Consider the following 13,943-nt stretch of genomic DNA (forward strand, 5'->3'; position numbering starts at 1 on the left):
TGCATTTTAAGGCAAAGCCCCGGTCTTTTAGGCCGGGGCTTTTTTGTGCGGATGTGGGGATGGGGAAGTTTCGAGATGCGAGATGCGAGATGCGGGATACGAGATACGAGATGGGGGAGGGCACCTGCTCTTGAGCGGCGTCTGTGTCCGGCGTAGCTCGGAGAGCGTAGCGGGAAGCTCGTAGAGCGGAGACTGTTGCAGGTGGGAGGGGGATGAATTAGGTCATACCTTATTCAAAGTGGAATCAGGCCTCCTTGGCTTGGTGGAGGAAGATCCAGTCTCCGGTGGTGACCGGGTGTTGTACGCGAGCGGCGATGAGGTCGCTGACCAGCTTGCACTTGCTGATCAGGAGGAAAAAGAATCCGGGTTGGTCGGCGTAGTTTTCAAAGTTCGCCATGCCCTTGTTTAAAACGATGTCGCAGGCGATCACACTTTGCCAGACGGCTTCATTCCGGCGGGCCGGGTCGACCGAGAGGCGTTCGATTTTGACGCGGGGGTTGTGGAGGAGTGCGTCGGGGATGTGGCGCTCGTCGGAGACGTCATTGAGGAAGGGTTCATCCCGGATCACGAGGTGTAGGGCTTCGATACGGTAGTCATTCAACAGGCGCTCGATGAGGATCGAATCGAAGACGATTTCCCCTGTATTGTCGGCGATGTAGGCCATCCTTCGGGCTGAATTCAGCTCTGAGATGAAGTGTCCGGTGGCATCGACTGTAAACTCCGTCGTGTTCAAGCGCCTGGTGAGGCTGCCGAGCTTGAAGAGTGGGTCGGCGCCGTAATCCATGACATTCCCGATTACGGCCAGTTTGAGGGCTGTGTCGAGGGGAGCGGGGGCCAAGGAGACCTCTGAGTTCAGTTGTGAAAGGTATTGTTCGGCCTCCCGTGTGCATTCGTTTTTTACGCTCAGGTAGGGGTCCTGCACGCCTGTTTCTTTGCGGATCAGGTTTTGGATCCTGGAAGTCACCCCCAAGGGGGACTCCTTGTCCGGCAAGTCCTGCAGGATTTTTAAAAAGCGCGTCATCAGACGCTGCAGTTCGTCATCATTGGTGCCGGAAAGACGTGCCGTTTGCAGACCCGTGCGCAGGAAGCAGGAAAAACAGTCCAGTTTGGTCCGCATCGCACAGGGGGCCCGATTCATGGTTCGAGTGAAACCCTTCACGTGAAGAAGCACAAAACAAATCGGCAGCTCTGGTGCTCCGGTAGTCGGGCATCGGCCTTCTTGCTCTGGCTGCTTGTCGCCTATCCCGAGGGGGGGGGGGATGAAAAACGGCAGGCCCTTGAAGGTGCCTGCCGTTGTGCAAATGCTTATCCGACTTATATCGCCTTAGGCGCGGCCCATGTAGGCCTTTTCCGAGGTGGAAACCTTGATGATTTCGCCTTCCTTGATGAAGAGCGGCACCTGGATGGTCAGGCCGGTTTCGAGCTTGGCGGGTTTTTGGACGTTGCTGGCGGTGTCGCCTTTGACGCCTTCCGGAGATTCGATGACCTTCATTTCGATGGAGGCCGGCAGGTCGATGGAGATCGGCTTGTCATCCACGTGCAGTACGCTGTAAGGGGTCGTTTCGACCAGGAAGTCCTTGGCATCCTCGACCAGACTTTCGTCCAGGATGATGTCCTCGAAAGATTCCGGGTCCATGAAATGGTAACCGTCACCGTCCACATAGCTGAATTCGAGCTTCTTGTTGTCGGTGTGCATGATCTCGACGGAATCGGTCGTGCGGATCTTGGTGGTGGTGCTGGACCCGGTATTCAGGTTGCGCATGGTGACCTGCATGAAGCCGGCTTGGCGACCCTGTGTGCGGTGCTGCACATCCAGCACAAGGTGCGGGTTGCCTTGGTAATTCAGGACTTTGCCTTTACGAACGTCTGTGGGAGATGCCATTTTGAAGGTGGTTGAGGTGAAAAGATGAAAAACGCATCGATTTGCCAGTCCGGACAGGCTCTGTCAAGCGGCTAGGCGCATTGAGAACGCAATGAGTCCCAGGGATTAATTGCCTGAGCGGTCGCTGTTCCGGAGGGCTCGTGTCTCGGCTGCGAGGGGGATCGATGAGGCGGCCCCGGCTTTCTGGACACAAAGCGCCGAGGCCGCACTGGCTTGAACCAGTGCTTCTGCAAGTGGAGTCTGCTGAGACAGACCGGCCAGCAGGTAACCGATAAAGGTGTCTCCGGCGGCAGTGGTATCGACCGCATGGGGCACTGGAAAGGCCGGCGTTCGAAGCATGCGCCCCATCGACATGGTCAGGGAACCTTGCTTGCCCAGTGTGAGTGTGACGGTCGCGCCCGGCTTCATGCCTTCCGACAGTGAACGTACGATCGCATCAGGTTCGGATTCCCCGCTGAGAGCCTGCCCCTCGACCTGATTGACAATTAAGATGTCAAGGATGTCGCGAGGCACGTTCTCACAGGTATCGTTAATCGGAGCCGGATTCCAGGCAATTGTGAGCCCACGGCGCTTCGCTTTGTGCAGGAATTCGACCGTCAGGTTGGTTTCATTCTGTGTCAGTGCGATGGTGCCGGGGGGCAGGTCGGCCAAGGCGGCATCCGCATCGCCCGGTGTCAGTGCCAGATTCGCCCCGCCATGGAGCACGATCGCATTTTCACTGTCGGCATTGACCTGGATCAAGGCATGTCCGGTTGCGACATTCCGGGTGACGATACGTGTGGTATCGACTCCGGCGTCTAGAAGGATGTCCTTTAGAAAAACACCGTCCTGCCCGATTGCACCCGCATGAATGACTTTGGCACCCGCCCGGGCGGCGGCGATCGATTGGTTCAGGCCTTTGCCGCCGGGGTTGCAGACGTAGGACTCCGCAGAAAGTGTTTCGCCCGGGCGCACGAAATGCGGCACTTTATAGACGTGATCGATGTTGAGAGAACCGAGGTTCAGGATAGGGGTGCGCATAATAAATGGATGTGACCGGTTGCGGTACCCCGCAATATGCTTGGTGAACACGGCTTCTTGTCAACCGGACGGCCGCATTTTCCGATCCGGTACTAAGTTGTTGTTTGGGTGCCAGTTGTGGTTTTTTCACGGCGATTTGAGCGGGCAATGGCAAAGCGGGGACTTCTTTTCGTTGCAATTCGGGGCGGGGGAAATTTAATCGCGCGCTTTTCCCATGAAAATACTAGTCGCAGACCGCATCTCACCCATTGGCGTTGATTTGTTCAAAGCTGAAGCAGGCTTTGAAGTGATTGAAGCCTACGGGTCCTCCCCAGAGCAGATCCTTGAACTCGTCAAGGACGTCGACGCGATTGCCGTGCGATCCGATACCAAGATCACTGCCGAAGTCATTGCGGCTGCGCCGAAGCTGAAGGTTGTGGGGCGTGCCGGTGTGGGGGTCGATAATATCGATATCGAGGCCGCCACCGATAAAGGGGTGATCGTGATGAATACGCCGACCGGCAACACCATTGCCACGGCAGAACTGACTTTTACTCACATGCTGGCGGGCACCCGTCCGATTGTGCAGGCTTGTTCCGGCATGCGCGAAGGCAAGTGGGACCGCAAGAAGTACACCGGTTCCGAACTCAACGGTAAGACCCTCGGTGTGCTGGGCCTGGGCCGTATCGGTGCCGAGGTTTCCAAGCGTGCCATGGCCTTCAACATGGATGTGCTGGCCTATGACCCGTATTTGACCGAGTCCCGTGCCAAGTCTCTGGGCGTGAAACAGGCGACCCTGGACGAAGTGATCGAGCAGGCCGACTACATCACGGTACACATGCCGATGACGGCCGAGACCAAGCACATGCTCAATGCGGACGCCTTTGCCCGCATGAAGGACGGCGTACGCGTCTTCAATTGTGCCCGTGGCGGTATCATCGAAGAAGCTGCCTTGATTGAAGCTTTGAACAGCGGCAAGGTCGCTGCCGCCGGTCTGGACGTCTATGAGGACGAGCCGCCGGCCGAGGACAGCCCGCTCCGCAGCATTCCGAATCTTGTGCTCACCCCGCACCTCGGCGCCTCCACCCAGGAAGCCCAGGAAAATGTCGGGATTGACGTGGCCAAGCAGATGCTTGAGACCCTGAAGGGCGGCATGGTGATCAATGCCATCAACATGCCTTCGGTCGACCCGAAGGTGCTGGAAAAGCTCGGTCCCTATATCGGACTGGGCGAGAAGATCGGTACTTTTGCCCAGCAACTTGCGCCGGAAGGCGTGGAAAAGATCACGATCCGTTATTATGGCAAGATCGTCGAGTTCGACACCCTGCCTTTGACCAATGCGATCCAGCGCGGCTACCTGCGCGAGATCTCGGACCACGTGAACAACGTCAATGCGCCGAAGAAGATCGAGCGTCTGGGAATCGAAAGCGAGCAGGTCAAGAGCAGCACGCATGCGGACTTCAACGAATTGATCGAGGTCGAGGTTGCCTGCAAGGGCGGCAAGACCCGCACCATCGGCGGCACCTTGGTCGGCAAGAACCAGAACCCGCGCATCGTGACCATCGACGGTCATGGGGTGGAGGTGAACACCGATGCGACCCTGTTGGTCCTGAAGAACAAGGATGTTCCTGGCATCGTCGGATTCATTGGTGTGACCCTGGGCGAGGACCAGGTCAATATCGCCAACATGTCGCTTAGCCGCGACAAGGGCGAGGGCTTTGCGGTCAGTGTCTTTGAGCTCGACAGCGCACCTTCCGAGGCCGCAGCCAAGAAACTGGTCGAGCATCCTGCGATTGAAAAGTATCGCGTGATCAAGCTTTAAGCGTTTCGGGTAGAAGGCGGATGGCTGCCCTCAGCCATCCGCCTTCATGCTTTAAAGATAGGTTTTTCGTCAATGTGGATGCTTGAGGGCCAGCGTCCCCCGTCCATTTGCCCATGTCCCCGTTCCAGATCACGCTTGTTTCCGTCATCGGTTATCTCCTCGGTTCGATCAGCTTTGCGGTGATCGTGGCCAAAGCCAAGGGGGTGGATATCTTCAAGGAAGGCAGCGGCAATCCCGGTGCGACCAATGTGAAGCGTACGCTCGGGGCAAAGTGGGGGAATCTGGTGTTCTTCTTCGATGCCTTGAAGGGCTTTGCCGCAGCCGGCTGGCCGCTGCTGCTCGTTGGAGGCGAACTGGGCCTGCGGATGGGAATTATCGGCTTGGTGGCTGCGATTATCGGCCACAGCTTCTCGGTTTTTCTCAAGTTTAAAGGGGGAAAAGGCGTTGCCACCACGATGGGAGGGCTGCTGGCTCTCATGCCGCTGGTCTTGTTGATCGGTCTGATTGCCTGGCTGGCGCTGTATTATACCAGCAAGATCGTTGCGTTGGCCTCGATCGTGTTTGCGCTCAGTTTGCCGGTGAGTGCCTATTGCCTGCACGGTGTGGCGGATCCGCGCATGACCCTCGCGCTCTTGCTCGGCGTCTTGATCGTGGTGCGTCATCGCTCGAACATCTCGCGCCTCCTTCAGGGGAAGGAAAACAGCTTCAAGAAGTAAGCGGCTCGTTTCGGCTGTCGCGCCGCATTTCTACGGCGCTCCCTTTGCCTTGCGCGCGATTGCGAACCTGGCTCAAGCAAAGTCTGTCCTTGAAACTTCGATTGGCTCGTATTGGCTGTCCGCTTCCTCAATATCATGGCAGAGAAACGTAACATCCGCATCGGTCTCCTTGGCTTCGGCGTCGTCGGGCAAGGAGTCTGGAAGAATATAGAAAACAACCGCCAGGCCCTGGAGCGGCGGTTGGGTGCCCATCTCGACATTACGCAAATTGTGGTCAAAAATGCTAGCAAGCAGCGTGAGGTCGAAGTGCCGGCGGAGCGTTATTCGACCGATCCCGCCCGAGTGGTGGAAAATCCGGAGGTCGATATTGTCTGTGAACTGATGGGGGGCACCGGGGAGGCGTTGGATCTGACACGTCGTGCGCTGAGCCAGGGGAAGATAGTCGTGACTGCCAACAAGGCGCTGATTTGCGAACATGGTGAGGAACTCTTTGAACTCGCACGCAAGAGCGGCGGACATTATTTCTACGAAGCTTCGGTGGCCGGGGGCATTCCGATCATCAAGACCATCCGCGAGGCGCTCGTGGCCAATCGCTTCAAGCTCATTTTCGGAATCCTGAACGGCACGTCCAACTACATCCTGACGCGCATGGAACGGGAAGGTTTGACTTTTGACGCGACGCTGGGCGATGCCCGCGCGCTGGGCTATGTGGAAGCGGACGAGGCACTGGACCTCGATGGCATCGATGCCGCCCACAAGGCCGTCATCCTCGCCTACCTTGCCCATGGGAAGTGGGTGAAGCTGGACGAGATTATTTGTGAAGGCATCCGTGACATCACGGCTGATGACATCGAAATCGCGCGTCAGCTTGGCTACAAAATCAAGTTGCTCGCTGTGATTGCACGGGATTTCGAGGCCAACAAGCTCTCCGTTCGCCTGCATCCGGCTTTGATTTCCAAGAAGGAAGTCATTGCCGGGGTGGATGAAGTGTACAACGGCGTCAGCGTGACCGGCGACGTGGTCGGTACCACGGTTTTGATCGGGCGCGGAGCCGGACAGGACGCGACTTCAAGCTCGGTTATCAGCGATATCGCCGATGCGGTTTTCATGCTTCAGGGCGCGCCGGCACCGGTAATCAGCGAAGAGGACGAGGAAGTGTACCAGCAACTGGCGGACGGACTCGAACTGACCACACCGGAGGAGCTGGAAGGCCGCTATTACCTGCGTATTCATGTCAAGGACCAGGAAGGCGTGCTGGCCCGGATCTCCAATATCCTGGCCGAGCACCACATCAGCTTTGCGACCGTCAACCAGAAGGAACTGGAAGACGGCAGTGCCCTGATCATGGTCACGACCCACAAGGCCGGCGAATCCGCCGTCAATGCCGCCAAGCTGAGTCTGGCGGCCGAAGCCATTGTGTTGGGAAAGCCGGTGAGCTTCCGCGTGTTCGATCCCTCCAAGTTGATTTAAGCGCAGGTCTGCCGCCCCAGCCGGTTCGCTGGAGCCCGTTCCCGGGGCCGGGTAAAGAGTTGCGTTTTACAGTTGAGCGCACTAGCCTTGATGTCTTGCATGAATGTAGATCTGGAACAGTTTTTTTTCTGGTGCCTGGTCATCAACGCCATCCTTTACAGCATGAGCGCGCTGGCGGTCTGGCTGCTGAAGGATTTTATCTGCTCGATCTTCAAGGGCCTGTTCGAAATGGACCGGAGCGAGACCTTGAAAGCGCTTCAGACTTACCTGGCCCATTACAAACTGTTCATCATGGTTTTTAATTTTACACCCTGGTTGGTTTTGCTGATTCTAGGCTAGTTCCGGGCATCTGTTGTCATAGCCCCTATAAGGGCTTTGAACATGATGAATGCTGTGGATTTCGCAGTTGCGATTAAAGAGGCATTCTGAATGCTGGCCCGCTTTCTGTCTGAAAAACGGACGTAGAATCGCTTATGGGAGAGGGTAGTGAAGTAAAACGGCGCTTTGGGCTTCGATTTTTTCCGTTGCTGGACACATTGCGCAATTATTCGGTGGAGAAAGCAATCGGTGACGCGCGGGCTGCCCTGAATGTTGCGCTGCTCGATTTCCCGCAGAGCATGGCTTACGCCTTGATTGCTGGCCTGCCGGTTCAGATCGGTATTTTCGGTTCCGCGCTCTCCACCATCACCGGCCCGATCATGGCCAGCTCGCGCTTTATCATGCTCGGGCCTTCGAACGCGACTGCGGTGATGTTGCTTTCGGCCTTCCTGACCCTGAACTACAGTCCGGAGCAGGCGGTGCTGGCCTTGCCCCTGTTGCTCCTTCTGGTTGGCGTCTTCATGATACTCGGCGCCTTTCTGCGGGTGGCGTCGATGGTGCAGTATGTTTCGCGTACCGTCATCACCGGTTACATCACCGCGGCGGCCTTTCTCATCATCGTCAACCAGTTGAAGACGGTGCTGGGGTTGCATGTTGCGCGAGCGGGGACATTTGCGGAGTCCCTTTATAATCTCGTGCGGGGACTCCCCGAAATTCACTGGGAAGCGTTCCTCGTTGGGGCTCTGACAGTGTCTATTTTTATCCCTCTCAAGCGTTTCGCAAAGGGTTTGCCGACCGTAGCGGTGACCTTGGTTCTGGTGAGTGGGCTGACGGCTTGGTTGAGGCATCTCGGCGTCGAGGTGGAAATGCTCAAGCCGATCAGTGCCTCCAACTGGCCCTTGAGTATCCCGCATTTTAACTGGAATGACTTTTATGGCCTGTCCAATGCGGCGCTTGCCGTGGCCTTCCTTTCGCTGCTGGAAAGCTCGTCTATTTCCAAGACGCTGGCCGCCAAGGCCGGGGACCAAGTCGATTTGAACCAGCAGATGCTCAGTATGGGAATGGCCAATTTCGCCTGTGCTTTTGGCTCGGGGATGGCTGTTTCGGGCTCGCTGACGCGCTCGGTGCTCAATTTTGACAGTCGCGCCCGTACCCCGATTTCCAGTGTCATGAGCGGGGTTCTTCTCATCTTGGGCCTGTTCCTTCTCGGGCGCTTTGTCGGTTATGTGCCGAAGCCTGCGTTGGCTTCAGTGGTGATCATGGTGGGGATCTCTCTGATCAATATGAAGAACATCACCATGATGGTGAGGACCACCAAGAGCGATGCCGCGGTGTTCTTTGTCACTTTGATCGGGGGGATGCTTCTGCCCCTGGATACCGCCATTTATCTCGGTGCCACGGCATCCATCGTTCTTTTTATGCGCAAGGCCGCCCGTCCGGACCTCAAGGAAATCGCATTCGACGACAAAGGCGGCCTGGTCGAGGCCAGCCAGCAAACCGAGCGGCCGGAGATCGCCATCGTTCACGTGGAGGGCGATTTGTTCTTTGCTTCCAGTGACCTCTTTCTCGAGCAAATGCGACACTTGGTCGGGCACCCGAACCAGCGGGCGATCATCCTCCGCATGCGGAATGCCCACCATCTGGATGCCACGGTGGCGATCACCCTGAAGGAGTTGATTGCATTCGCGAAGACCAAGCATTGTGCGATCTTGGTCAGCGGGGCACACACCGAGGTCGAGCGGATCTTCCAGCAGTCGGGCCTCATGGAAGTGTTGGGCGAGGAGCAGTTCTTCCGTTTTGATGCCAATAATATCAACATGTCGACGCGTAATGCGTTGAAGCGTGCCCAATCCCTGACTGGTGTCGAATCTGCGGATATCACCATTTTCGCTTCGGACAAAAAGGACTGATTTGCTCAGCTCTGATTTATCCAGGGAAGACGGTAGCCCAAAGCTAGGCGGTCCTGAGGCCGGCGCCAATGTTTGTCAGTACGGATTGCGGGACCTGCTCTCCCAGCAAGTGTAATGCTTCTACCAGCGCGCCGCCAACTGGTGGCAGGCAGGGGGCGGTGAAGCTTACGTTGGCTAACCTGTCGCGGATTACGGATTCAAGTTGTGAGCGGAATGTTTCGTTCGAAACAAGGCCGCCTGCGAAAACGATTTCGGTTGACGTCAGCTTGAGCCGGGTTGCCGCGGTTTCCGCCAACTGTGCCAGATGTATTAAAGCCTCGGATACGACCGCACCGGCGTCGGGATCTCCGGCTTTTGCCAGCTCGAGAACCACTTTGCAGAAGGCTGCGAGTTCACTGCGTCGGAGCCCCTCCTTGTAGACACGGTCCCGGAACCGATCCATTGAGGGGATGCCTAGAAATTGAAGGGCCGCTGTTTTCAACCGGCTTTCGCGCAGTCGTCCGTCTGCCTGTTGGACGCTCCGGCTGAGTGCCTGGCATGCGATCCAATAGCCGCTGCCCAAGTCGTCCACCAGCCAACCAAAGCCACCTACCTGTACGGACGTGCCGGATGCATCGCGCCCGTAGCAGGCCGATCCCGTTCCTGCGATGAGTGCGATACCGGGACGTCCTCCCAAGCCGCCGCTCAGGGCGATGCGCAGGTCGTGGTCGACTTCGATCCGTGCGTGCGCTGCAATGTCCAGTTTAAGAGCTGCCTGTCGTATGCGGGTACGGTCCGTTTCATTGCTGGCGCCGGCCATGCCGAGGAAGAGGGCATCGACGGGTTCCATGCGCAGCCCGGCCTTGCTGAAGGCTTTGGCAACGGCGGCGTGCAGCGCGCTTTGTACGCCGTCGACACCGGCTTCGTTCAGGTTGGAACCGCCGGCAGTCCCTTGTCCGAGGACCCTTCCGGCCTCCGTGGCCAAGACGGCATGTGTTTTGGTTCCTCCGCCGTCGACCCCGATTACTTTACGCATGCTTTCTTATTAGATGCTCCGGGCCTGAAACAAAAGCGCGAATTGCGAGCCCCTGTAACGAGAAGGCATTCCCATGCTGACGGACGCCTAACAAACTCCAAGGTGGAATGCCTCCCCGTTTTTACTAGTCAATGCCTGCCTTCGCGGCTAGCTTTGCCGAGACTCACTTGATCATGGATCAGAACCCGCCGGCCGAATCTCAATTTCCCTTAAGTCCCGATGCAATGGATGGTTTGTTCGCGGCGCTCAACGAGTATGCCCTGGTCGCAATCATGGATACCGGCTTCGTGATCACCTATGCCAATGATGCATTCAACCAATTGCTCTATCCTGCGGGCGGCAATGCGTTGGGTGCAAGTTATCCGGGGCTGATCTGCGAGAAGTACATGCCGGGACAATGGGACTTGGTCGAAACGGACCTCGATGGTGGGAAAAACTGGCAGGGAGAGCTGTGCCTGCGCGCGGGGGAAGGCGAGTTTTTCTGGGTCCGTTCGCTGTTCTATGCAGTGCGTGGTCCGGATGGGAAGGCGAGCCAGTATGTCTCGATCATGCGCAATATCAGTTGGGAAAAGAAGATCGAGATGGAGCTGCGCGACAGCCAGCATTTGGTGTATGAGGCCGCCCGGGTCGCTCGTCTGGGGGCCTGGGAATATGATTGCCGGACGGGCAAGCTGTATTGGTCGCCGACGACGAAAGAGATTCACGAGGTTGATCCGGATTATGTCCCCGATATCGAAAGCGGGATTGCATTCTATGAGGCGAGTTGGGCGCGGGGCCGGATCCGTGAGTGTGTGCGACGTGCGATCGAAGAAGGGGTGGCCTACGATGAAGAGCTCTTGATCCTGACCGCCAAGGGACGCGAATGTTGGGTGCGCGCCATCGGCCAGTCGGCGTTCCAGAACGGGCAGTGTGTGCGTATTTACGGTGTGCTGCAGGATATCGACCGCGAGAAGCGCTTGAGGATCAACTATGAATCCGCATCCAGTTTCATGGGCAACCTTCTGGATTCGGCCACGGAGTTCAGTTTTATCGCGACCGATTGTGAGGGGATGATTACCGTATTTAATTCCGGCGCAGAGAAATTGCTGGGCTATGAAAAAGAGGAAGTCCTGGGACGGCGTAGTCCGGATATCTTCCATGTGCCCGAGGAGGTGTCGGCCTATGCGGGGGAATTGAAGGATGCGCTGGGACGGACGGTCGAGGGGTTTGAAATCTTCGTTGCGAAGGCGCGCCAAGAGGGCTTGGACCGGCGGGAGTGGACCTATCTTCGTAAAGATGGAGCCCGGGTCCCGGTGGTCTTGATTGTCACGCCGATGCGTGATCCAGAGGGACAGGTTCGCGGGTACGTCGGGGTGGCACGTGATATTTCGCTGCGCAAGCAGGCTCTGAAAGAATTGCACGAAAGCGAACAGCGTTTTCGCAGTGCTTTCGAGAACTCGGGCAGTGGTATGGTGATCGCCGACTTGGATGGAACCTGGACCGAGGTCAATCAGAAGCTCTGCCGTATGTTGGGCTATTCCCCTTCGGATCTTGTCGGACGGCATTTTCGGGAATTTGTCCACCCGGACGATCTTGAACTGGGGATGGACCTTAACAGGGAAGCGGTGCAGGGGGAACGCAATAGCTACCAATTGTATAAGCGTTACCTGCATGCGAAAGGGCACGAGCTTTGGATGAATCTGACGGTATCACTGGTACGTGATGCGGAGGGCAACCCGCTGCACTTCATTTCGCAAATGGAAGACGTGACGGCGAACCGTGAATTGGAAGCGCGGTTATTGGCGACGAAGGATCGCCTGACCGTGGCGACACGTGGTTCAGGTATCGGCATCTGGGAATGGAATATATTGAACGGTGAATTAATCTGGGACGAGCAGATGTTCCGGCTGTATGGCCGCTCGCCCCTGAAAGTTGTGGCAAGCTATGAACTCTGGTATGAGAGCCTGCATGAAGGGGACCGGGAGCGTATGGCTGAGATTGTACGCCAGGTGCTGGAGGGGAACGCCGATTTCGATACAGAATTCAGGATTGTCTGGCCGAACGGTGCCGTGCGGCACATGCGTGGCATCTCGATTGTGCAGTTTGACGAAGAGGGACAGGCGCTGCGGATGATCGGAACAAACTGGGATATCACACATACAGTCGAACAACGCGAAGAACTGGCCCGCTTGGCGCATCGGGCCGAGGAAGCGAACCGTGCGAAGAGCCAGTTTCTTGCGAACATGAGTCATGAGATCCGCACGCCGCTCAATGGGATCATCGGGATGGCGGAGATCCTCTCCGAAGTCAAGAGCCTCGAGCCCGAGCAGCAGGAGTGTGTCGACATCATTAACAGCAGTGGAATGGCGCTGCTTGGTCTGATCAATGACATCCTTGATTTCTCCAAAATTGAGGCCGGTCGTTTGGAGCTGGCGATTCGCGATTTTAGCTTGGGTGAGTTGCTGGGGGAACTCGATACGATGTTTCTTCACAAGGCGAACGGACGTGGCCTCGGTTTCTACTGTGAAGTCAAGGGCGATGTGCCCGATAAGTTGCGGGGCGACCCGGCTCGGATACGGCAGGTTCTCGTCAATCTGATTGGCAATGCGATCAAGTTTACCGCGCGTGGCCGGGTGGACGTGGTGGTGGAAAAAACCGCCAGCCGCCGCCGCGACAATTCCGTAATGCTCCGTTTTGCGGTCAAGGATACGGGGATCGGGATCAAGCGGGCGCTGAAGGACAAATTATTCAAGGAGTTCAGTCAAATCGACAGCAGTACTTCCCGGCTCTACGGTGGGACGGGATTGGGACTGGCCATTTCCAAGAATCTGGTCGGCTTGATGGACGGGCGTATCGGCTGTGAAAGCGAGTACGGCTCCGGGGCTGAATTTTGGTTCATCCTCACCTTGCCGGTCGTCGAGGTGGATGTTCCCGATGCGGCCGAGCCCGCCCCGGAGACTCGTCCGGTTGCGAAGTCTTGGCCCAAGCACGTTGGCCGGTACCAGGACTTGGAGGCCCGGGTGCTTTTTGCGGAAGACAACCGGACGAACCAGCTCGTAGCGGCCACCCTGCTCAAACGGACCGGCTTGAAAATCGATTTTGTCGAAAACGGGATTGAGGCGATCGAGGCCTTGAAATCCAAGGATTATGACTTGGTGCTGATGGATGTCCAAATGCCCCGGATGGACGGGCACGAGGCTTCCCGGCGGATCCGCAGCGGCGAAGCGGGGGAAGGGAACCGGGAGATTCCCATTATCGCGGTCACGGCGCACGCCCGGCCGGAAGACAGCAAGGCCTGTTTCGATGCCGGCATTAACGCGTACATTTCCAAGCCGATCGACCGGAACAAGCTGATCGTCGAACTGGATGCGTTTCTCCTGAAGAGTGGTCCGCATGTGCAGGTGATTTCCCCGCCGGATCGACCTGCTGAGGATCCCGATGTGATGCCGGTTTTTGACCGGGATGAATATCTCAATCGTCTCATGCAGGATGTCGCCTCGGCCCGTGACGCGGCGGCGCGTGCCTGTCAGGAGATGGAACAGCACCACCGTGGGGTGCGGGAGGGGCTTGTGCGGGAGGATCCCGAAACGCTCCGTTTTCATTTGCATTCCCTGAAAGGGGTGGCGCTGAACTGCGAATGCTGCTCGCTGAGTGCGCTCGCTCGCGAACTTCAAATGTACCCCATCGAAAGCCTGTTGGAAGAAGTGCTGGAACGTGCGGATGAGCTCTCCAAGGCGAAAAATGCCGCTTTGAAGGCCTTGCAGTCATTTCTGGCTGAATGAGTTTTGAGGACCTGATACCGTCTACTACTTGATTGAGAAGTAGGTTTCCG

10 protein-coding genes are annotated in these 13,943 nt (G+C 57.1%); 6 read left to right on the forward strand and 4 right to left on the reverse strand.

The genetic code is table 11. The annotated features are described in order from the left end of the window. Positions 1-244: 244 nt before the first annotated feature. The 3 genes from O2597_RS14705 to O2597_RS14715 all read right to left on the reverse strand — a co-directional run bounded on the left by O2597_RS14705 (position 245) and on the right by O2597_RS14715 (position 2,902). On the reverse strand, positions 245-1,138 hold the full coding sequence (locus O2597_RS14705; protein WP_269526017.1) for a damage-control phosphatase ARMT1 family protein: 894 nt from the start codon (positions 1,136-1,138) through the stop codon (positions 245-247). 186 nt (positions 1,139-1,324) lie between these two features. After that, a complete protein-coding gene (efp, locus tag O2597_RS14710) occupies positions 1,325-1,882 on the reverse strand; it encodes an elongation factor P (RefSeq protein ID WP_269526019.1) in 558 nt (185 codons plus the stop codon). Positions 1,883-1,987: 105 nt separating this feature from the next. Then, positions 1,988-2,902: a ribokinase gene (locus tag O2597_RS14715; RefSeq protein ID WP_269526021.1), complete on the reverse strand. Its 915-nt coding sequence runs from the start codon at positions 2,900-2,902 to the stop codon at positions 1,988-1,990. 214 nt (positions 2,903-3,116) lie between these two features. Between O2597_RS14715 and serA the strand changes: the two genes are divergently transcribed. The 5 genes from serA (at position 3,117) to O2597_RS14740 (ending at position 9,117) form a co-directional block, all read left to right on the forward strand. Continuing rightward, complete coding sequence (serA, locus tag O2597_RS14720) at positions 3,117-4,703, forward strand: phosphoglycerate dehydrogenase (RefSeq protein ID WP_269526023.1); 1,587 nt, start codon at positions 3,117-3,119, stop codon at positions 4,701-4,703. A 113-nt stretch (positions 4,704-4,816) separates the two neighbouring features. After that, the gene (gene plsY / locus O2597_RS14725; protein ID WP_269526025.1) at positions 4,817-5,419 is read left to right on the forward strand and encodes a glycerol-3-phosphate 1-O-acyltransferase PlsY; all 603 of its coding nucleotides are present in this window, start codon (positions 4,817-4,819) and stop codon (positions 5,417-5,419) included. A gap of 135 nt (positions 5,420-5,554) precedes the next feature. After that, the gene (locus tag O2597_RS14730; protein WP_269526027.1) at positions 5,555-6,889 is read left to right on the forward strand and encodes a homoserine dehydrogenase; all 1,335 of its coding nucleotides are present in this window, start codon (positions 5,555-5,557) and stop codon (positions 6,887-6,889) included. Between the two features lie 99 nt (positions 6,890-6,988). Continuing rightward, complete coding sequence (locus O2597_RS14735) at positions 6,989-7,228, forward strand: DUF6868 family protein (RefSeq protein WP_269526029.1); 240 nt, start codon at positions 6,989-6,991, stop codon at positions 7,226-7,228. Between the two features lie 212 nt (positions 7,229-7,440). After that, positions 7,441-9,117 carry a SulP family inorganic anion transporter gene (locus tag O2597_RS14740; protein WP_269526031.1) on the forward strand — a complete coding sequence of 559 codons (1,677 nt, stop codon included), beginning with the start codon at positions 7,441-7,443 and terminating at the stop codon, positions 9,115-9,117. Between the two features lie 43 nt (positions 9,118-9,160). On the opposite strand, the gene O2597_RS14745 is transcribed toward O2597_RS14740, so the two are convergent. Next, positions 9,161-10,132, reverse strand: coding sequence for an N-acetylglucosamine kinase (locus O2597_RS14745; RefSeq protein WP_269526033.1), 972 nt, complete (start codon positions 10,130-10,132; stop codon positions 9,161-9,163). A gap of 131 nt (positions 10,133-10,263) precedes the next feature. On the opposite strand from O2597_RS14745, the gene O2597_RS14750 reads away from it, so the two are divergent. Next, entirely contained in the window at positions 10,264-13,893 is a 3,630-nt protein-coding gene (locus O2597_RS14750; RefSeq protein ID WP_269526035.1) for a PAS domain S-box protein, read from the forward strand. Positions 13,894-13,943: the final 50 nt, after the last annotated feature.

This window comes from Coraliomargarita parva, from assembly GCF_027257905.1.
In the GTDB taxonomy this organism is placed as follows: Bacteria; Verrucomicrobiota; Verrucomicrobiia; order Opitutales; family Coraliomargaritaceae; genus Coraliomargarita_A; species Coraliomargarita_A parva.

Coding starts and splice junctions, on each gene's coding strand:
- efp (WP_269526019.1), bottom strand. CDS start 1,882: ATGGCATCTCCCACAGACGTTCGTAAAGGCAAAGTCCTGAATTACCAA.
- serA (WP_269526023.1), top strand. CDS start 3,117: ATGAAAATACTAGTCGCAGACCGCATCTCACCCATTGGCGTTGATTTG.
- plsY (WP_269526025.1), top strand. CDS start 4,817: ATGTCCCCGTTCCAGATCACGCTTGTTTCCGTCATCGGTTATCTCCTC.
- O2597_RS14745 (WP_269526033.1), bottom strand. CDS start 10,132: ATGCGTAAAGTAATCGGGGTCGACGGCGGAGGAACCAAAACACATGCC.
- O2597_RS14750 (WP_269526035.1), top strand. CDS start 10,264: ATGCCTGCCTTCGCGGCTAGCTTTGCCGAGACTCACTTGATCATGGAT.
- O2597_RS14730 (WP_269526027.1), top strand. CDS start 5,555: ATGGCAGAGAAACGTAACATCCGCATCGGTCTCCTTGGCTTCGGCGTC.
- O2597_RS14705 (WP_269526017.1), bottom strand. CDS start 1,138: ATGAATCGGGCCCCCTGTGCGATGCGGACCAAACTGGACTGTTTTTCC.
- O2597_RS14715 (WP_269526021.1), bottom strand. CDS start 2,902: ATGCGCACCCCTATCCTGAACCTCGGTTCTCTCAACATCGATCACGTC.
- O2597_RS14735 (WP_269526029.1), top strand. CDS start 6,989: ATGAATGTAGATCTGGAACAGTTTTTTTTCTGGTGCCTGGTCATCAAC.